This window comes from Achromobacter sp. UBA5777 (assembly GCF_002418565.1).
Taxonomy (GTDB): Bacteria; Pseudomonadota; Gammaproteobacteria; order Burkholderiales; family Burkholderiaceae_B; genus Achromobacter; species Achromobacter animicus.
In genome coordinates this window covers 1-19,072 of record NZ_DIEJ01000231.1, presented here as the reverse complement: position 1 = coordinate 19,072, position 19,072 = coordinate 1, and the positions used below count along the sequence as shown (strand labels likewise).

The following is a 19,072-nucleotide window of genomic DNA, read 5'->3' as shown; positions in this document are numbered from 1 at the left end:
ATGGCGGCCAGCGCCGGGGCGCCCTCGCCCGCGGCGCGCGCCTCGATCCGGTCGCAAAACCCGTCGAGGCGCAGCGCGCGACCGGCAAGCCGGTCTTCAAAACGGCAATCCATGGTGCGTTACCGCTGTTGTTGCGCAAGGAACTCCGTCAGGACGCGGCCGGTGTGGGAATGATCGGCCAGCGTCATCACGTGCTCGGGCGAGCCTTCGCCCACCAGCTGCCCGCCGCCCGTGCCGCCTTCGGGGCCCAGGTCCAGCAGCCAGTCGGCTTCGGCGATGACGTCCAGGTTGTGTTCGATNNATCACCACCACCGTGTTGCCCGCTTCGACCAGGCGGTGCAGCACGTGGATCAGCTTTTCGACGTCGGCCATCGACAGACCCACCGTGGGCTCGTCCAGCACGTACAGCGTGTGCGGGATGCGCGAGGCGCGGCCGGTCTTGATCAGGCCGTCGGTCAGGCGGGCCTTGGACAGCTCGGTCACCAGCTTGATGCGCTGCGCCTCGCCGCCCGACAGCGTCGGCGACGGCTGGCCCAGCGTCAGGTAGCCCAGCCCCACGTCCTGCATCAGCTGCAGCGGACGATGGATTTTGGGATGGGCGGCGAAGTAGCCGATGGCGTCGTCCACTTCCATGGACAGCAGCTCGCCGGCGTTCTTGCCGCGCATCTGCACGCTGAGCGTGTCGTTGTTGAAGCGCGCGCCGTTGCAGGCGTCGCACGGCACCTTCACGTCGGGCAGGAAGTTCATTTCGATGGTGCGCATGCCCTGGCCTTCGCAGATCGGGCAGCGGCCGTCGCCGGTATTGAACGAGAAGCGCGCCGCCGTCCAGCCGCGCATGCGGGCTTCGCGGGTGTCGGCGAACTGCTTGCGCACGTCGTCCCAGAAGCCCACGTAGGTGGCCGGGCACGAACGCGGCGTCTTGCCGATGGGTGTCTGGTCCACTTCCAGCACGCGGTCGATGGCTTCCCAGCCCTTGATGCTTTCGCAGCCGGCCCAGCCCGGCGCCTTGCCTTGCGAGACCGCCTGCGTCAGGTTGTCCAGCAGCACTTCGCGCGCCAAGGTCGACTTGCCGGAACCGGACACCCCGGTCACCACGCTCAGGCGGCCCACCGGAATGCGCGCGTCCACGCTGCGCAGGTTGTGCAGGCGTGCGCCGCGGATCTCGATCATGGGCGTGTCGGCCTCGACGGGACGGCGGCCTTGCAGCGGATGCGCCAGCGGCGTCTTCAGGTAGCGGCCGGTCACGGATTCAGGCGCGTCAATCACGTCCTGCACGGTGCCCTGCGCCACCACGCGGCCGCCACGGATGCCTGCGCCCGGCCCGATGTCGATGACGTGCGAGGCGCGGCGGATGGTGTCGTCATCGTGTTCGACCACCACCAGCGTGTTGCCGTTGCCTTCCAGCCGCGCCAGCGCGTCCAGCAGGATGCGGTTGTCGCGCGGGTGCAGGCCGATGGTGGGTTCGTCCAGCACGTAGCAGACCCCCTGCAGGTTGGAGCCCAGTTGCGCGGCCAGCCGGATGCGCTGCGCCTCGCCGCCGGACAGCGTGGGCGCGGCGCGGTCCAGCGCCAGGTAGTTCAGGCCCACTTCCTGCATGAAGTTCAGGCGGCCGCGGATCTCGGCCAGGATGTCGCGGGCAATTTCGCCTTCGCGGCCGCGCGCCACCAGTCCGGTAAAGAAGGTGTGCGCGTCCGACACCGGCAGCGAGGCCAGTTCGGCAATCGACTTGTCGCGCCAGCGCACGGCGCGGGCCACGCGGTTCAGCCGCTGGCCGTCACACTGCGTGCAGGTCTTGGCCTCGCCTTCGTACCACGCGTTCCAGGCGGTTTCCTCGCCGGTCTGCTCTTCGTCAAAGCCCTGCAATTGCAGGCCCGTGCCGTAGCAGCCCGTGCACCAGCCGTGCTTGGAGTTGTACGAGAACAGGCGCGGATCGGGTTCAGGGAAGCTGGTGCCGCAGGACGGGCACGCGCGCTTGACCGAGAAGTGCTGCTGCTGCAGTTCGCTGTTCAGCGCCTCGTGCAGCTTGTTGACCGGCCACACGACCGACATCACGCCCTGGCCGTTTTCCAGCGCGCTCTTGACGGCGGCGCGCAGGTCGGCCTCGTTGGCCGGGTCCACCACCACATCGGCCACGGGCAGTTCGATGGTGTGTTCCTTATAGCGGTCCAGGCGCGGCCACGGCGCTACGGGAATGAATTCGCCGTCAACGCGCAGATGGGAATGGCCCTTGGAGCCGGCCCACTTGGCCAGATCCGTGTAATAGCCCTTGCGTGCGGTGACCAGCGGCGCCAGCAGGCCGATGTGCTCGCCCTTGTGCTCGCGCAACAGGCGCGCCACGATCTGGTCGGTGTTCTGGGGTTCGACCGCCACGTTGCAATCGGGGCAGTATTGCGTGCCCAGCTTCACGTACAGCAGCCGCAGGAAGTGATGGATTTCCGTCATCGTGGCCACGGTGGACTTGCGGCCGCCGCGGCTGGTGCGCTGTTCGATCGCCACGGTGGGCGGGATGCCGAAGATGGCGTCCACGTCCGGCTTGCCGGCCGGCTGCACGATGGCGCGCGCATAGGCATTCAGCGATTCCAGATAGCGGCGCTGGCCCTCGTTGAACAGGATGTCAAAGGCCAGCGTGGACTTGCCCGACCCCGACACGCCCGTGATGACGGTGAACTTGTCGTGGGGGATTTCGACGCTGATGTTCTTCAGGTTGTGTTCGCGCGCGTTGCGGATTTCAATGGCCATGCTGCCCTGGCGGCGTTCGCGCACCAGCGACTGCAGCGGCGTGCCCACGCCCGCGCCGTACTCGGCTTGCGGCTCTGCGATGCGCGCGGTCAGGCCGGCCTGCTCGGCCTCCTGCGCGTCGGCATCGCTGCTGACGATGACGTCGGCCTTGCCGCCCGCGACGGCATCGACGGGCAGGATGCTGACTTCGTAGTCGCGCAGGGCCGCGCCCGTGTGCGACTTGGGGTTGTCCATCAGGTCCTGCGGCGTGCCCGTGCCGAGGACCAGGCCGCCGGCGTCGCCGCCTTCCGGACCCAGGTCGATCAGCCAGTCCGCCGCGCGGATCACGTCCAGGTTGTGTTCGATGACCAGCAGCGTGTGGCCCGCGGCCAGCAGCTTGCGGAACGCGCGCATCAGGCGCGCGACATCGTCAAAGTGCAGGCCGGTAGTGGGTTCGTCAAACAGGAACAGGCTGCCCTTCTTGGCGACCTTGGCGGTGGAGATGCCGCTGCGCGCGGCCTCGGCCAGATGGCCGGCCAGCTTCAGGCGCTGCGCCTCGCCGCCCGACAGCGTCGGCACGGGTTGCCCCAGCCGCACGTACTCCAGGCCCACGTCGGCCAGCGGCGCAAGACCGGTCTGCACGTCACGCAGGCCCTTGAAGAAGTCCAATGCCTCGCTGACGGTCATTTCCAGCACCTCGTCGATCGAGGCGCTCTTGCCCAGGTGCTCGACGCGCACTTCCAGCACTTCGGGGCGGAAGCGTTTGCCGTCGCAATCGGGGCAGCGCAGATACACGTCGGACAGGAACTGCATTTCGACGTGTTCAAAGCCGGTGCCGCCGCAGGTCGGGCAGCGGCCGTCGCCGCCGTTGAAGCTGAATGTGCCGGCCGTGTAGGCGCGTTCGCGCGCCAACGGGGCCTGGGCAAACAGCTTGCGGATGGCGTCGAATGCGCCGACGTAGCTGGCCGGGTTGGAGCGCGCGGTCTTGCCGATGGGGGTCTGGTCCACCATGACGACGTCGGCGATCTGCTCGGCGCCGAGCAGGCGGTCGAAGGCGCCCGGCGCTTCCGACGGCTTGCCCTTCTGCTTGAGCAGCGCGGGGTACAGCACGTCCTGCACCAGCGTGGATTTGCCCGAACCGGATACGCCGGTTACGCAGACCAGGCGGCCCAGCGGCAGCTCGACCGAGACGTTCTTCAGGTTGTGCGCATTGACGCCTTCCAGCAGCAGGCGAGGCGTGTTGGCCGCCACCGGCATCGGACGCGGCGCTTCCACGCGCAGTCGGCCGCCGAGATAGTCGCCGGTCAGCGAGGGCGCGGCGCGCAGCTGGTCGGGCGTGCCGTCGAAGACGATGCGGCCGCCCCGTTCGCCGGGACCGGGGCCGATGTCGATGATACGGTCCGCGGCCACCATGACCTGCGGATCGTGTTCCACGACCACCAGCGTGTTGCCGGCGTTTCGCAGGCGGTGCATGACTTCGACGACGCGGTGCATGTCGCGCGGGTGCAGGCCGATGGAGGGCTCGTCCAGCACGAACAGCGTGTTCACCAGCGAGGTGCCCAGCGCCGTGGTCAAGTTGATCCGCTGGACTTCGCCGCCCGACAGCGTGCGGCTCTGGCGGTCCAGCGTCAGGTAGCCCAGGCCCACGTCGCAGAGGAATTTCAGGCGCGCGCGCACTTCGGTCATCAGCAGGTCGGTGGCGGCATCCAGCGCGCCCGAGAACGACAGCGTGTCGAAGAATTTACGCACGCGCTCGATCGGCAGCAGCATCACGTCATGCAGGCACAGCCCGTCCAGACCGTTGAGCTGTTCGCGGCTCCAGGTGGTGCCGACTGGCATGAAGCGCTTGTAGCGGCCGTCTTCCGGCGGCAGCACGGCATCGGCTTCATCCTTGTTGCCCAGGCGCCAGAGCAGGGCGTCGGGCTTCAGGCGCGCGCCGTTGCAGGTGGGGCAGGGCGTGTAGCTGCGGTACTTGGACAGCAGCACGCGCACGTGCATCTTGTAGGCCTTGGTTTCCAGCCAGTCGAAGAAGCGCTGCACGCCATACCACTGATGCTTCCAGGCGTCGTTGCCGCCCTTCCAGTCGGGCGTGCCGTACAGCACCCAGCGCTTGTGCTCCTCGCTCATGTCCTTCCAGGGCACGCCCAGCGGCACGCCCGCGCGCGGGGCGTACTTTTGCAGGTCGTCCTGGCATTCCTTGTAGGACGGCGTGGTCCATGGCTTGATGGCGCCTTCGAGCAGGGTCTTTTTCTCGTCGGGGATGACCAGGCCGAAGTCGATGCCGATCACGCGGCCGAAGCCGCGGCAGGCCTCGCAGGCGCCCAGCGGCGAATTGAAGGAGAAGCTGCTGGGCAGCGGGTCGGAGTATTCGATGTCGCAATCGGCGCAGTGCAGCCGGTCGCTGTACTTCCAGATGTGCGCGTTGCCGCCGTCGGCGTCCATGACGTAGACGGCGATGTGGCCGGCGCCCATGCGCAGCGCCGTGTCCAGCGCTTCCATGATGCGTTCGCGCTCGGTGCCGGCGAAGCGGAAGCGATCCTGGATGACGTGCAGGATGCGGCGTTCCTCGGTGGCGGCCTTGGCGGTCTTCGTGGCCTTGGCCTTCTTGGCGCCCTTGGCGGGCGCGGCGGCGCGGGGCACGGCGGTTTCCTCGGCGTGCACGCGGGTGTAGCCCTGCTGCTCAAGGAAGCCGCGCACTTCGTCTTCGGTGAAGTTGGCCGGCACGGCGATCGGGAAGGTCACGACCAGGCGCGGGTCGCCCGCGGCGGCAGCGCGCTCGGCCAGCGAGTGATAGACGGATTCCGGCGTGTCGCGCCGCACCAGCTTGCCGCAGCCGCGGCAATAGAGCTTGGCGCCGCGCGCGAACAGCAGTTTCAGGTGATCGTTCAGTTCGGTCATCGTGCCGACCGTGCTGCGCGAGCTGCGCACCGGATTGGTCTGGTCGATGGCGATGGCCGGCAGGATGCCCTCGATGCGGTCCACCTGCGGCTTGTCCATGCGGTCCAGGAACTGGCGCGCATAGGGCGAGAAGGTTTCCACGTAGCGCCGCTGCCCCTCGGCGTACAGCGTGTCGAAGGCCAGCGAACTTTTACCGGACCCCGACACCCCGGTGACGACGACCAGTTCGCCGGTGGCGATGGTCAGATCCAGGTTCTTGAGATTGTTCTGGCGGGCGCCAACGATGCGGATATGGGAGCTCATGGACGGTATCGTAGCCTGACGGTGGGAGCATGCCGGCGCGGCGATCCATCGCTGGTTCCGGGCGCGTCGATATGGAATAATTGACTATATTGTGAGGCGTCTGTCCATAACATGGACAATTGGCGCCTCGGTAGCTGTACAAATAAACAGTATCGCAGATTCGTCTGATGTTCGCGCTTGCCGCGTTGCGGATCTGGCCTGGGCTATCGCATGTATTTGGGGACATGAGTGCAGGAATCCAAGGTCGCGGGCGCGGCAGCGTTCGGAAAATTCATGGCGGTGCTGCAAGCGGTTGCCGATGCGCCGCAGCCGCCGACGGCCGCCGTGCTCGCCCGCGACTGCGGCTATCCCCGTCCTACCGTCTACCGCATCCTGGCGGCGCTGGCCGAACAGGGCATGGTCATGGAGGCCGGCGGCGCGTATCGCCTGGGGCCGCGCCTGATGTCGCTGGCCAGCAAGGCGTGGTCCCAGTTCGATCTGCGCGCCGCATTGGCGCCTGAACTCCAGGCGCTGCGTGACCAAACGGGCGAAACGGTTCATCTGGCCGTGCCCGCCGGCCACGAAATGATCTACATCGACAAACTGGAAAGCCCAGGGCCCGTGCGTATGGTGTCGCGCGTAGGGGCGTCCGTCGCGCTGCATTCCAGCGCCGTCGGGAAGGCCTATCTGGCAGCGCTGGACGAGCCCGCGCGCGAGCGCCTGCTGCTCGCGCTGCCCATGCCGGCCCGGCTGCCCGCCACGCTGACCAGTCTGCCCGCACTGCGCGAGGCGCTGGGCGTGGCGGCTCAGCAAGGCTACGCTGTCGACAACGAGGAAAACGAACCCGGCATCGTCTGCTACGGCGTCGCGCTGTGCGACGGGGCAGGGCGTCCCGTCGCGGGCGTCAGCGTCAGCACCTTGCTGTTCCGGCGCCGCGGCGATCCGCAGTCCGCCTATATCGAACCCTTGCTGCGGCTGCGCGATGCCGCCGCGGCCAAACTCGCCGTCCTGCCGGTATCGTCCGGCGGCAACTGACCGTCAGCCCCAGAGGAAATCCATGACCGCAACCGCTGCTCCCACCGCTTCCAAGCTTGCCGCCCTGCTGGCCGCCCGCGTCGTTCCCGTGCTGCGCTACACCGACGCGGCCGCCGCGGCCTATGCCGCCGAAGTCGCGGTGTCGGCGGGCTGCACCACGCTGGAACTTACGTGGACCATTCCCAACGTCACCGATCTGGTGCGCGCGCTGCGCGACAAGCACGGCGCCAGCCTGCTGCTGGGCGTGGGCACCGTGCTGGACGAGTCGCAGGCGCGCGAGGCGCTGGTGGCGGGCGCGGACTTCCTGGTGTCGCCCGCGCTGGCCCACGAGATCGTGGACATGGCCCACGCCGCCGACGCGCTGTGCATGCTGGGCGCGTTCACCCCGAGCGAAGTCCTGGCCGCGCGGCGCGCCGGCGTGGACGTGGTGAAGGTGTTCCCGGCGGACACCGGCGGCCCCAAGCATCTGGCCGCGCTGAAGTCGGTGTACCCGGACACGATCTTCTGCCCCACGGGCGGCATCACGCAGGAAAACATGGGCACGTACTTCGCGGCCGGCGCCGGCCTGGTCGGCATCGGCAGCAACCTTTACGACAAGGCCGCCTTCGCGTCGCGCGACACCGCCGCGTTGGTGGCGCAGATCACCCGGACCCGCGAGGCCGCTCATGGCTGACTTCGACATCGTGGCGCTGGGCGAGCCGCTGGTCGAGCTGAACCAGACGCACGAAGGCCAACGGCAATACCTGCAGGGATTCGGCGGCGACACCTCCAATGCGGTGATCGCGGCGGCCCGCCAGGGCGCGCGCTGTGCGTATCTGACCCGGGTCGGCAACGACGCCTTCGGCAAGCAGTTTCTGGACCTCTGGCAGAACGAGGGCGTCGACACGTCCGGCGTAGAGGTCGACGACGAGGCGCACACCGGCCTGTACTTCGTGCAGCACGGACCTGACGGCCATGCTTTCAGCTATCTGCGGCGCGGCTCGGCCGCCAGCGTGATGACGCCGGCCAGCCTGGACGCGGGGCTGATCGAACGAACGCGTTTCCTGCACGTGTCGGGCATCAGCATGGCCATCAGCACTACCGCCTGCGACACGGTCTTCGCCGCCATCGAGCGCGCGCATGCCGCTGGCGCGCAGGTCAGCCTGGATTCCAATCTGCGGTTGCGCCTGTGGCCCGTGGACCGCGCCCGCGCCATCCTGCGCGAAGCCATGCGCACGGCGGACGTGTTCCTGCCCAGCATGGACGACTTGCAGCACCTGACCGGCAACGACGACCCGGAGCGCACGCTGGACTGGATCCGCGACGGCGGCGCGCAGGGCGTGGTGGTGCTGAAGCTGGGCAAGGACGGTTCCATCATCGACGACGGCCGCAGCCGCACGGCGATGCCGGCGCTGCGCGTGCAAGCGGTGGACGCGACCGGCGCGGGCGACTGCTTTGCCGGCAGCCTGCTGGCGCGCCGTTGCCAGGGCGATTCCTGGGAAGACGCGGTGCGTTATGCCAATGCGGCGGCGGCTTTGTCGACGTTGGGCTACGGCGCTGTCGATCCGCTGCCGCGGGCGGAGCAGGTGTGGGAACGGCTGAAGGAAACGTCGGGGTGATCGTGCCAGTGCGGCGGCGCGGCGGGTGAGACGGACCGCGACCCGGCCATGTTGCGCCGCGTTGTGGCGCCTTGGCGTATCCGCCTCCGATTTGTCCCTGGTTGTTTCAGGCGGTGCTTACGCTGCAGTTGGCGCCTTCAAAATCCGCCCATTGGCGTTCGATTTGGATTTCAGGCTAAAATGCCAAGTTATCCGAATTTTTTCCGCCAGTCCGGTTTCCGGTTGTGCGGGCCACTTTCCGCAAATTCAACAGGAGAATCAACATGGCTGAACGCAAACGCGTGCGTCGTAACACCCTGGAACGCCGTTGCCTGGGCAAGGCTTTCAAGCGCTTGTTCGTCAAGTCGCCCAAGGGCGTGTTCAAGATGCTGGAAAAGATCAAGCGCGTCTAAATGATGCGTTCGGCCGGCGGGTCTTCGGACCCAGCTGGCCTGATCGATAAAAAACCGCAAGGCGCGAGCCCTGCGGTTTTTTTTCGTCTGGCATATTCGCCTGCAGTTGCGGCGCACCGTGCGTCAGGCTTGCGGGGCACCGAGCTTGGGCCGGATGAAATCCATGAACGCGCGGGTCTTGGCCGGCTGGATGCTGGAAGGGAAAACCACATAGATCGAGATCGGATCCACCGACCAGCCCGGCAGCACGCGCCGCAGCGAATTGCGCTGGATGATCGGTTCCAGCGCCAGGCAATGCGGCATGCGCGTGATGGCCAGGTCCAGGCCGGCCAGCGTGCCCGCGATGCTCATGTTGTTGGCAGCCAGGTGACCGTGCACAGCCACGCGCTGCGAAATCGCGCCGTTATTCAGCGTCCAGTACGAATGCGCTTCGTCGATGGTCGTGCGCAGGCACTGGTGCTGCGACAGCTCGGCCGGCGTCTGCGGCGCGCCATGACGCGCGATATAGCTGTCGGACGCGTACAGATGCGTTTCCAGCGAGACCAGCTCATGCACCACGGCGCCCTCGATGGCGCGATGCGGCGTGCCGTTGCCATTGCCGTTGTCGGTGGAGGCGCCCGGATAGTCGGCTTCGCGGCCAAAACGCAGCACGATGTCGAACGGCGTGCCCTGTGCGTCGGAGGCCGTCATCATGCTCAGGTCGAACTCGCATTCCACTTCGGGATAGCGATCGGTGAAATCGCTGATGGTCTCGGGCAGCAGCCAGATGGCCAGGCTGTACGGCATGGAGACGCGCAGATTGCCCGACGGACCGCCCGACAATGACAGCAGTTGCTCGTGCGCCAGCCGGGCTTCGTCGATGAGGCCCTGGCACCGGCGCATGTAGGCCGCGCCCGCGTCGGTCAGATCCAGCCGACGCGTGTTGCGGTTGATGAGCCGCAGCCCGATCGCGCGTTCCAGTTCGTTGATCCGGCGCGACAGCGTCGACGTCGGCATGTCCAGCGCGCGCGCGGCCTGGCTGAAGCTCTTGCGCTTGGCAACCTCCACGAACAAGGCGATGTCATTGAGCTGGACGGTCGAGGCTTCCATAGGCGTTCCGAATTGGGCCGCCCGAGTTTACGCCACGATGCCCTGCGGCCAACGCCCCGCGCCGCGCACGGCATCAAAAAAAACCGCACGGTTTGTCAGATTTGATTGCAAATTCCAAAGCCGTGGAATCGGTTCCCCGAGGCATATCCCCTACACTTCAGGCGAAATCATAAGAACCAAGACCGCAGCGGTTTCTGGAAGATCGCAAGGGGCACAGCAGGCATGACCGATACACCGATTTTTTTCACCGTTCTGACGCCGACCTACAACCGGGCAGGAACCCTGCACCGCGTCTACGAATCGCTCTGCCAGCAGACTTTCCGGGATTTTGAATGGGTGGTGGTGGACGACGGCTCCACCGACAACACGCACGAGTCCATCCTGCATTGGCAATCGCTGGCGGATTTTCCGATCCGCTATGTCTGGCAGAACAATCAGCACAAGAAGACCGCCTTCAATCGTGGCGTGCGCGAGGCCCGCGGCCAGATGATCGTGGGCCTGGATAGCGACGACGAAATGCCGCCCGACGCGCTGGCCATTTTCCATGAAGCCTGGAACGCGATCCCGCCCGCGCGCCGCGACTCGTATTTCGCCATCACCGGGCTATGCGCGCGGCCGGACGGCACCGTCGTCGGCGACCGTTATCCGCAGGACGTGTTCGACAGCACCGCCGTCGACGTGTACTTCCGCTATCGCATCAAAGGCGAGAAATTCGGCTGTATGCGCACGGACATCCTGCGCAAGTATCCGTTTCCCGAGGACGTGGCGGGCTTCGTGCCCGAAAGCCTGGTGTGGTGGGCGGTGGCGCGCGCGGGGTATCTCAGCCGCTTCATCAACCGCGTCGTGCGCACTTATCACGACACGCCCGGCGGCCTGAGCCAGGGCGCGGTGTCCGTCAGCAACAACGCCCAGGGCCTGTACCTGCTGGCCTGGGACATGCTGCAGCATCACCTGGAATTCTTCCGCTACCGTCCGCGCGAATTCATGATGGCGGCGGCGCGCTACACGCGTTTTCGCCTGCACCTGAAGCATTCGGGCGTGCCGACGGCCGTGCAGGCCTACCGGCTGACCCATCCGGTCGCGACGTTCCTCGTGGCCGTCATGTACCCGCTGGGGTATGCGCTGTACCGCCGCGATCGGCGTCGCGGCGTGGCCTGACCCAGCCGGCCGTCCCGGCAGCCCGCGTCACGCAGGCGCGCCGTGCCCCAGTCCCAGATAGACCTCCACGACGCGCGGATCCTGCGCCACCTCGGCCGCCGGACCTTCCAGCGTCACCGTTCCGGTTTCCAGCACATAGGCGTAATCGGCCACTTGCAGCGCGGCGCGCGCGTTCTGTTCGATCAACAGGATGGACACGCCCATCTCGCGCAGCCGCGCGACGATGCGGAAGACCTCGCGCACGATGCGCGGCGCCAGCCCCAGGCTGGGTTCGTCCAGCATCAGCAGGCGGGGTTTGGCCATCAGTGCGCGGCCCACGGCCAGCATCTGGCGCTCGCCGCCGGATAGCGTGCCGGCCAATTGCGCGCGCCGTTCCTGCAGCCGGGGAAACAGTTCACAGACCTCGGCCAGCGTCTGGTCCTGGTCGCGCAGGCCACGGCGGTAGCGGTCGAAGGCGCCCAGCATGAGGTTGTCCTCGACCGTCATTTCCGCAAACAGCTCGCGCTTTTCGGGCACCAGATTCATGCCCGCGGCGACCATTTCCTCGATTTCGGCGTGCTCCTGCGCCTTGCCGCCGAAGGTGATGCCGCCCTGTGACGGCAGCACGCCCATGATGGCCGACAGCAGCGTGGTCTTGCCCGCGCCGTTGGGTCCGATCACGGTCACGATCTGGCCTTCGCCCACTTCCAGGCTGACACCGGAGACCGCCTCGACCTTGTCGTAGGCCACGCGCAGGTCGCGCACTTGCAGCAGTTTTGCGCTCATTCTTCCACTCCGCCCAGATATGCCTCTAGCACCGCGGGATTCTGCTGGATCTCTGCCGGCAGGCCTTCGGCGATCTTTTCGCCGAAGTCCATGACCACCACGCGATCCACCAGCCCCATCACGAAATCCATGTCGTGTTCGACAAGCAGGATGGCCATGCCTTCGGCGCGCAGGCGCTTGAGCAGCTCGGCCAGTTCGCATTTCTCTTGATAGCGCAGGCCGGCCGCGGGTTCGTCCAGCAGCAGGATGCACGGGTCGGACGCCAGCGCGCGCGCGATCTCCAGGATGCGCTGCTGGCCCAGCGCCAGCGAGCCCGCCTCGTCATGCAGATGCTTGCCCAGCCCCACGCGCTCGACCTGACGCGCCGCTTCGGCCAGCAGGCGCGCCTCTTCGGGCCGGTCCAGCCGCCAGGCGGCCGGCAGCACGCCGCGATGCCCGCGCAGGTGCGCGCCGATGGCCACGTTTTCCAACACGCTCATGCGGCCCAGCAGCCGCACGTGCTGGAACGTGCGCGACAGGCCCAGGCGCGCGATCTTGCGCGCGCCCACGCCGGCCACCGGCTGGCCAAGCAGCGTCACCTGTCCCGAGGTCGGCGTGTCCACGCCCGAGATCTGATTGAACATCGTGCTCTTGCCCGCGCCATTGGGGCCGATCAGCGCCAGCACTTCGCCCGCGCGGATTTCCAGGTTCATGGCGTTGTTGGCCACCAGGCCGCCGAACTTGCGCGTCACGTCCACGGCTTTCAGCACCACCTCGCCGCGCGGCGGCATGGTGCGCCGGGGCAGCGGTTCGGCCGTCATATCGACATGGCGCGGCTTGCGCTTGACGGGCACCCAGCGCGTCAGCACCGGCCACAGGCCGCTGCGGGCGCGGTGCAGCAGCAACACCATGCCGAAGCCGAAGACGATCACTTCGAAATTGCCGGTCTGGCCCAGCACCTTGGGCAGAAGGTCCTGCAGCCATTGCTTGAGCACCGTGAAAACGCCCGCGCCGACCAGCGCGCCCCACACCTGTCCGGCGCCGCCGATGACGGTCATGAACAGGTATTCGATGCCCATCTGCAGGCCGAAGGGGTTGGGGTTCACGAAGCGCTGCATGTGCGCGTACAGCCAGCCCGACGCGCAGGCCTGCAAGGCCGCGATGACGAAGATCACCATGCGCGAGCGCGCCGTGTCCACGCCCATCGATTCGGCCATTACGCGGCCGCCCTTGAGCGCGCGGATGGCGCGGCCTTCGCGCGAGTCCAGCAGGTTCTGCGTGGACCACACGGCGACCAGCAGGAACGCCCAGATCAGGTAGTAGATGTTGCCGCCCTGGTTGAGCGTCCAGCCGAACAGGCTGATGGCCGGAATGTCCGGGATGCCGGTGTGGCCGCCCAGCCCTTCGACCGAGCCGAAGACGAAGTACAGCGACAGGCCCCACGCGATCGTGCCCAGCGGCAGGAAGTGGCCGGACAGCTTCAGCGTGATCGCGCCCAGCAGGTAGGCCAGCGCCAGCGTCAGCGCCAGGCCGGCCAGCAGCGTGAGCCAGGGCGATGCGCCCAGCCAGCCCAGCCACGATGGCAGGGTGTCCGCGCGGGTGGTCAGCAGCGCCGTCGTATAGGCGCCCACGCCCACGAAGGCGGCCTGGCCGAAGCTGGTCAGGCCGCCGACGCCGGTCAGCAGAACCAGGCCCAGCGCCACCAGCGCATACAGGCCGATGTAGTTCAGCAGCGTGACGTAGAACGGCGGCAGCACCAGGGGGCCAAGCGCCAGCAGGGCCAGGAAGGCGAGGAGGATGTGGCGCGGCGTCATTCGTCTTCTTCCTCGACGTGATGGCTGTTGAGTGAACGCCAGAGCAGCACGGGGATGATCAGCGTGAACACGATGATTTCTTTGTAGGCGCTGGCCCAGAACGACGAGAAGGCTTCGATCAGGCCGACCAGCACGGCGCCCGCCGCGGCCAGCGGATAGCTCACCAGCCCGCCGATGATGGCGCCGACGAACCCCTTCAGGCTGACCATGAAGCCCGAATCGAAATACATGGTGGTGATGGGCGCGATCAGGATGCCCGACACGGTGCCGATCAGTGCGGCCAGAAAGAAAGTGGCCTTGCCCGCGAATACCGGCGAGATGCCCATCAGGCGTGCGCCGATGCGGTTGAACGCTGCGGCGCGCAGCGCCTTGCCGTACATCGAGCGTTCAAAGAACTGGTACAGCACGACGATCAGCACCACCGACACCGCCACCACCCACAGCGCCTGGCTGTTCACGTTGACCGGGCCGAGCGTCATGCTGGCGTCGCTGAACGGCGCGGTGCGCGCGCCTTCCGCGCCGAACGCCAGCAGGCCCAGGCCGACCAGCGCCAGGTGGACCGCGATCGAGACGATCAGCAGCACCAGCGTCGAGGCCGACGCGATCGGCTGATAGAACAGGCGATAAAGCTGCGGACCCATCGGCACCAGCAACAGCAGCGTCAGCAGCGCCTGCACCGCCATTGGCAGTTGTGCGAGCGGGAGGCGATACAGCAGCAGCGCCAGCGCCAGCGGATAGATCACCTTGGCGGCCATGCGCCAGTGAGTACGGCCGCGCGCGGGGCGCTTGCGCCGCGCCATCAGATCGGCGATGACCTCGGCCAGCGCGAACGCAAGCAGCAGCCAGACCAGCAGAATGGGCTTGCCGGCCTGCATGGCGGCCATGGTGAGGGCGCCGAAGGCGACAAACTCGCCCTGCGGGATGAACAGGACGCGGGTGACGGTGAAGACCAGCAGGATGGACAACGCCAGGAGCGCGTAGATGGCGCCGTTGGTGATGCCGTCCTGCCCGAGTATCAAGGCAATCTGAGCATTCATGCAGAATTCCGGGGAAAAACAGACAAGCACCGCACGCTCGCATGGGCTGCGGGCGTCGCCAGGAAGCAAACTGTGCGCACCCCGATCGGGATGCCGCGGATCCGGGCTCCGCCGGTCCGCAGGCATGCCCCCTGGGGGGAAGCGCGCAGCGCTTCGGGGGGGGGAACACCCCTCCTTTTACTTGACTAGCGTCCAGTTGCCGTCTTTGACGGTGATGAGCTCGCGGCCGCGTTCGTCAAAGCCGCTGTGGTCGGCGGCGCTCATGTTGTAGACGCCTTGCGTGCCCACCAGCTCCTTGGTCTGTTCCAGCGCGTCACGCAGGGCGCTGCGGAATTCCTTGGTGCCCGGCTTGCCGGCCTTCTCGGCGATCGGCACGGCCTTTTCCAGCAGCAGACCGGCGTCATAGACGTTGGCGCCGAAGGTGGCGGGCTTGGAGCCGTTGAGCTTTTCGTAGGCGGCGATGTACTCGGTGGCGACCTTCTTGGACGGATTGCTGTCCGGCATCTCCGGCAGCACCAGCATCAGGCTGGCGGCCAGCACCGTGCCTTCGACCTTCTTGCCGCCCAGTTTCAGGAAGTCGGGCAGCGCGGCGCCGTGGGTCTGGTAGAACTTGCCCTTGTAGCCCTGATCGAACAGCGTCGTCTGCGGCAGCACGCTGGCGGCGCCGGGGGCGGCGACCAGCACGGCGTCGGGCTTGGCAGCCAGGATCTTCAGCGCCTGGCCCGTGACCGAGCTGTCAAAGCGCAGGTAGCGCTCGTTGGCGGCGATCTTGATGCCCTTTTCCGCGGCCAGACCCGAGAACACCTTGTACCAATTCTCGCCATAAGGATCGTTCAGGCCGATGAAGCCGACCGTCTTGACGCCGGTCTTGGCCATGTGGTCCACCAGCGCGCGCGCGATGATGTCGTCGTTCTGCGTGGTCTTGAACACCCACTTCTTCTGGTCGTTCATCGGCAGCACCACCGCGGCGGTGCCCACCGGCGCCAGCATCGGCACGCCGGCCTCGGCGGCGAACTGGATCACGCCCATGGCGTTGGGCGAGCCCGACGGCCCGATCAGCGCGTCCACGTTCTGCTCCGAGATCAGCTTCTTGAAGGCCGTGACCGAGTTCGTAGAATCGCTGGCGTCATCCAGCGAGATGTATTCCACGGTCAGGTCGCCGATCTTCTTGGGCAGCAGCGGCACCGTGTTCTTCTGCGGAATCCCGACCAGCGCGGTGGGACCGGTGGACGAGGTGACCACGCCGACCTTGACTTGGGCCAGGGCGGGCAGAGCGAACAGGGCGGCGATGGCGGCGGCAGCGGCCAGGGGGAGTTTCTTCGACAGCATGGCAAAACCTCCGGGGTAGGGAGCAGAGTGGGAGTGCGGCTGGAAAGCGGAGAAAACGGGAACTGCGGGAATACTTGTTGCTTAAACTTTCTTACGTTCAAGGATCAGCACTGTAGACCCGGGTCCCGGTGCTTACCTATCCGTCAAAACCCGAAGCGGGTGCGGTCAGATGGTGATGGAGCTGACGCTGGCGCCGCCGCAGACGAACAGTGTCTGGCCGGTGACGAAGCTGTTGGCGGGGTCGGCGAAGAACATCACGGCGCGCGCCACGTCGTCCGAGCGGCCCAGGCGCTTGACCGGGATGCCCTCGGCAAGCTGGCGTTCGCGTTCGCTGCCGGCCTCGATCACCTCGTAGAACATGTCGGTCTGGATCGGGCCGGGCGCCACCACGTTGACCGTGATGCCGTATGGCGCCAGTTCCAGCGACCAGGTGCGGGCCATGCCCACCATGCCGGCCTTGGTGGCCGAATAGGCGGTGCGCGTGGGCAGGCCCAGCGCGCCGCGCGACGACATCATCACGATGCGGCCGAACTTGCGTTCCTGCATGCCCGGCAGGGCGGCCTGCACCAGGCTGATGGCCGCGCCCAGATGGATCTGCGTCAGACCATGCAGCTCTTCCTGCGTGACCTGCGGCAGCAGATTCGGCCAGATCACGCCCGCGTTGTGGATAACGTGGCTGATCGGAAACTGGGCGGCGGCTTCGGCGCCCGCCTGCGCGGTCGCGGTGGCGTCCAGCAGGTCGACCTGCACGTTGTGCAGGCGCGGATGCGAGAAGTCCGCAGCGCGGCGCGCCATCGAGATCACCTCGTAGCCCGCATCCAGCATGCTGCGGCAGATTTCCGCCCCGATGCCGGCGCTGCCGCCGGTCACGATGGCCACATGGGTTTGCGTCATGGTTCCCCCTTGATTTATTGGTATGGTCCGGCCGCGATCAGGCCGTGGGCGCCAGCGCCAGCACGCGCAGCGGACTGCCCGAGCCGCTGCGGATCTTGAGCGGCGCCGAGAAGATCACCGCGCCGGTGGCCGGCAGCTGGTCCAGGTTGGTCAGGCACTGCAGGCCGTAGCGGTTGTTGCCGTGCATGTAGTAGTGGCAGGGGTAGGGCGGATCCAGGTGCTGGGCTTGTCCCGCGTCCGTGCCTACCGACTCGGTGCCGAACCCGTGCACGTCGCGCTCCTTGATGAGCCAGGGCACGACCTCGGCATCGGGGCCGGGCGAATGCGCGCCGTCGGCCTGCATGTTCAGGTAGTCGGCGGGCTTGGCGCGCTTGGACCAGTCGGTGCGCATCAGCACCCACGACCGCGCGGGGATGCGCCCGTGCTGTTCTTCCCATTTCTTGACGAAGTCGATGGTCAGCAAAAAGTCCGAGTTGCCGGCCGCTTCCGCGGAACAGTCGATCACGCAGGCGCTGGCGATGAAGGCGTCGATGGGAATCGTGTCCACCGTATTGTCCGGCTGGTCCTTGCCGGTGACCCAGTGCGCGGGCGCGTCGAAGTGCGTGCCGGTGTGTTCCGAGCACGAGAAGTTGTTCCAGTACCAGGCCGGCCCGCGCTCGTCGTAGCGCGAGATTTCCTCAATCCGGAACGGCCACGCCTGGCCGAATTCTGGCGGCAGCACGATGGTCGGAAACTCCGGCGTCAGCGTCTCGGTCAGGTCCACCAGGCGGATGCGGCCGGAGACCAGCTCGGTCATGAATTGGGCAAGAATGGGTTGACTCACGGTGCTCTCCTGTTGGTGCTTGTTGGGGGACGACGCGCGGGGGGCAGGCGGTCAGCCGCCCGCGCCCAGCTCCCGTTCCAGTCCCTTCGGGTTCTCGGCCAACCGCGCCCGAAACTCCTGCGCGACGTCGCCCACATACACGTCTTCGATACCGTCCTTCAGCGCGCGCACAATCGCGGCGGCGATCGCAGCCGGCGCCACGCGCGGCGGCGGCGTGCGCTGTTCCCATTCGTGATCGACCGGGCCGGGAAATACATTCACCACCCGCACGCCCGCGCCGCGCATCTCGGCGCGCAGGCATTGCGCCAGCGATAGCGCGGCGGCCTTGGACGCGGACCACATGCCGCGCGATGGCAAGTTCATGTGCGCGTAGATCGACAGTACGTTGACCCACGCGGCGGCGTTGTTCACGCCGTCGGCGGCGCGGCCGCACAGTGCGGGGCCGAAGCTCTGCGCCAGCCGCATCAGGCCCAGTACGTTGACGTCCATTGCGTCGCGCGCGGTGTTCACGTCCTTGCGGCTAAGCAGTCCGCCCTCGCGTTCCAGATCCGCCGTGTTCACCAGGATCTCAACCTTGCCGCCGATGGACGCGGCCACACGCTCGACGGAATCGGTGTCGGTCACGTCCAGCGTCACCGCCTGCACGCGCGGATCGGCCGCCAGCGCGTCAAATGCGGCGTCGCGCTTCCATGCCTGCGGATCGCCCAGAAAGATCATCGGGCTGCCCGCGTCCAGCAGCGCGCGCGCCACGGCCTGACCGACGGCCGACTTGCCGTCGGTGACCAGCACGCGGCGGAATTTCGGATCGCACGAGGTCTCTCGCAGTGTCTTGTCGTCTTCCATGTTCGGCGTGTTCCTTTCGGGCAGGGCGATCATCACGGCCTGGCCGCTGCGATCCAGTTTCAACGCGAGGCGCACGCGCGCGCCGTCGGCGCAGTCCTGGTGGACGTGCGCCACGACGGACGGACCGGCGTCCATCCGCACCGTGCCCACGCGCCAGGGCAGGCGTTCGCGGAAATACAGGTCGTTGCTGTGATGCAGCGTGGTGCTGACCAGCAGCACGCCGTTCGGATCGGCGGGCCGCCACGGCAGGTGTTCGGACAGGCAGTGGCCGCAGACTTCGCGCGGCGGGTATTGCACCGTGCCGCACTCGGCGCAGGTCTGCAGATCGAAACGCCCTTCGGCGGCGGCGGCGGTCAGCCCCAGCGCGCTGCGGCTGCGCGAGCCCGGCGGCAGCGTGGGCTGCCGGGTGCGCGCAACC

The 19,072-nt window shown here is 67.2% G+C and carries 13 protein-coding genes and 1 pseudogene; 5 read left to right on the top strand and 9 right to left on the bottom strand.

Translation table 11 applies throughout. The annotated features are described in order from the left end of the window. Positions 1 to 119: 119 nt before the first annotated feature. Positions 120 to 5,919, bottom strand: a pseudogene (uvrA, locus tag B3446_RS18955) (excinuclease ABC subunit UvrA). A gap of 228 nt (positions 5,920 to 6,147) precedes the next feature. Here uvrA and B3446_RS18950 point away from each other — a divergent pair. The 4 genes from B3446_RS18950 (at position 6,148) to B3446_RS18935 (ending at position 8,923) form a co-directional block, all read left to right on the top strand. After that, the gene (locus B3446_RS18950; protein ID WP_191577755.1) at positions 6,148 to 6,933 is read left to right on the top strand and encodes an IclR family transcriptional regulator; all 786 of its coding nucleotides are present in this window, start codon (positions 6,148 to 6,150) and stop codon (positions 6,931 to 6,933) included. A gap of 22 nt (positions 6,934 to 6,955) precedes the next feature. Further along, a complete protein-coding gene (locus B3446_RS18945; protein WP_291384093.1) occupies positions 6,956 to 7,606 on the top strand; it encodes a bifunctional 4-hydroxy-2-oxoglutarate aldolase/2-dehydro-3-deoxy-phosphogluconate aldolase in 651 nt (216 codons plus the stop codon). Further along, positions 7,599 to 8,531: a sugar kinase gene (locus B3446_RS18940; RefSeq protein WP_291384091.1), complete on the top strand. Its 933-nt coding sequence runs from the start codon at positions 7,599 to 7,601 to the stop codon at positions 8,529 to 8,531. Before B3446_RS18945 ends, B3446_RS18940 begins: the two co-directional genes overlap by 8 nt. A gap of 263 nt (positions 8,532 to 8,794) precedes the next feature. Further along, the gene (locus tag B3446_RS18935) at positions 8,795 to 8,923 is read left to right on the top strand and encodes a hypothetical protein (RefSeq protein WP_006226408.1); all 129 of its coding nucleotides are present in this window, start codon (positions 8,795 to 8,797) and stop codon (positions 8,921 to 8,923) included. A 123-nt stretch (positions 8,924 to 9,046) separates the two neighbouring features. Here B3446_RS18935 and B3446_RS18930 read toward each other — a convergent pair whose 3' ends face one another. Then, complete coding sequence (locus B3446_RS18930; protein WP_279975989.1) at positions 9,047 to 10,012, bottom strand: LysR family transcriptional regulator; 966 nt, start codon at positions 10,010 to 10,012, stop codon at positions 9,047 to 9,049. 222 nt (positions 10,013 to 10,234) lie between these two features. Here B3446_RS18930 and B3446_RS18925 point away from each other — a divergent pair, with 222 nt between their 5' ends. Further along, positions 10,235 to 11,170, top strand: coding sequence for a glycosyltransferase family 2 protein (locus tag B3446_RS18925; protein ID WP_191577752.1), 936 nt, complete (start codon positions 10,235 to 10,237; stop codon positions 11,168 to 11,170). Positions 11,171 to 11,197: 27 nt separating this feature from the next. Here the strand turns inward: B3446_RS18925 and B3446_RS18920 are convergent, their stop codons facing one another. The 7 genes from B3446_RS18920 to B3446_RS18890 form a co-directional block, all read right to left on the bottom strand. Then, complete coding sequence (locus B3446_RS18920; protein WP_291384052.1) at positions 11,198 to 11,935, bottom strand: ABC transporter ATP-binding protein; 738 nt, start codon at positions 11,933 to 11,935, stop codon at positions 11,198 to 11,200. Further along, positions 11,932 to 13,728: a branched-chain amino acid ABC transporter ATP-binding protein/permease gene (locus B3446_RS18915; RefSeq protein ID WP_291384050.1), complete on the bottom strand. Its 1,797-nt coding sequence runs from the start codon at positions 13,726 to 13,728 to the stop codon at positions 11,932 to 11,934. The genes B3446_RS18920 and B3446_RS18915 overlap by 4 nt, the downstream gene beginning before the upstream one ends. Next, positions 13,725 to 14,765: a branched-chain amino acid ABC transporter permease gene (locus tag B3446_RS18910; RefSeq protein ID WP_175184095.1), complete on the bottom strand. Its 1,041-nt coding sequence runs from the start codon at positions 14,763 to 14,765 to the stop codon at positions 13,725 to 13,727. The genes B3446_RS18915 and B3446_RS18910 overlap by 4 nt, the downstream gene beginning before the upstream one ends. A 177-nt stretch (positions 14,766 to 14,942) precedes the next feature. After that, positions 14,943 to 16,094, bottom strand: coding sequence for an ABC transporter substrate-binding protein (locus B3446_RS18905; RefSeq protein WP_291384048.1), 1,152 nt, complete (start codon positions 16,092 to 16,094; stop codon positions 14,943 to 14,945). 165 nt (positions 16,095 to 16,259) lie between these two features. After that, positions 16,260 to 16,988, bottom strand: a complete 729-nt coding sequence (locus B3446_RS18900; protein ID WP_175123223.1) for an SDR family NAD(P)-dependent oxidoreductase — start codon at positions 16,986 to 16,988, stop codon at positions 16,260 to 16,262. 37 nt (positions 16,989 to 17,025) lie between these two features. Next, positions 17,026 to 17,811: a cyclase family protein gene (locus tag B3446_RS18895; RefSeq protein ID WP_291384045.1), complete on the bottom strand. Its 786-nt coding sequence runs from the start codon at positions 17,809 to 17,811 to the stop codon at positions 17,026 to 17,028. Between the two features lie 51 nt (positions 17,812 to 17,862). Next, on the bottom strand, positions 17,863 to 19,072 hold a 1,210-nt coding region (locus B3446_RS18890), incomplete at its 5' end, for an SDR family NAD(P)-dependent oxidoreductase (protein WP_291384043.1).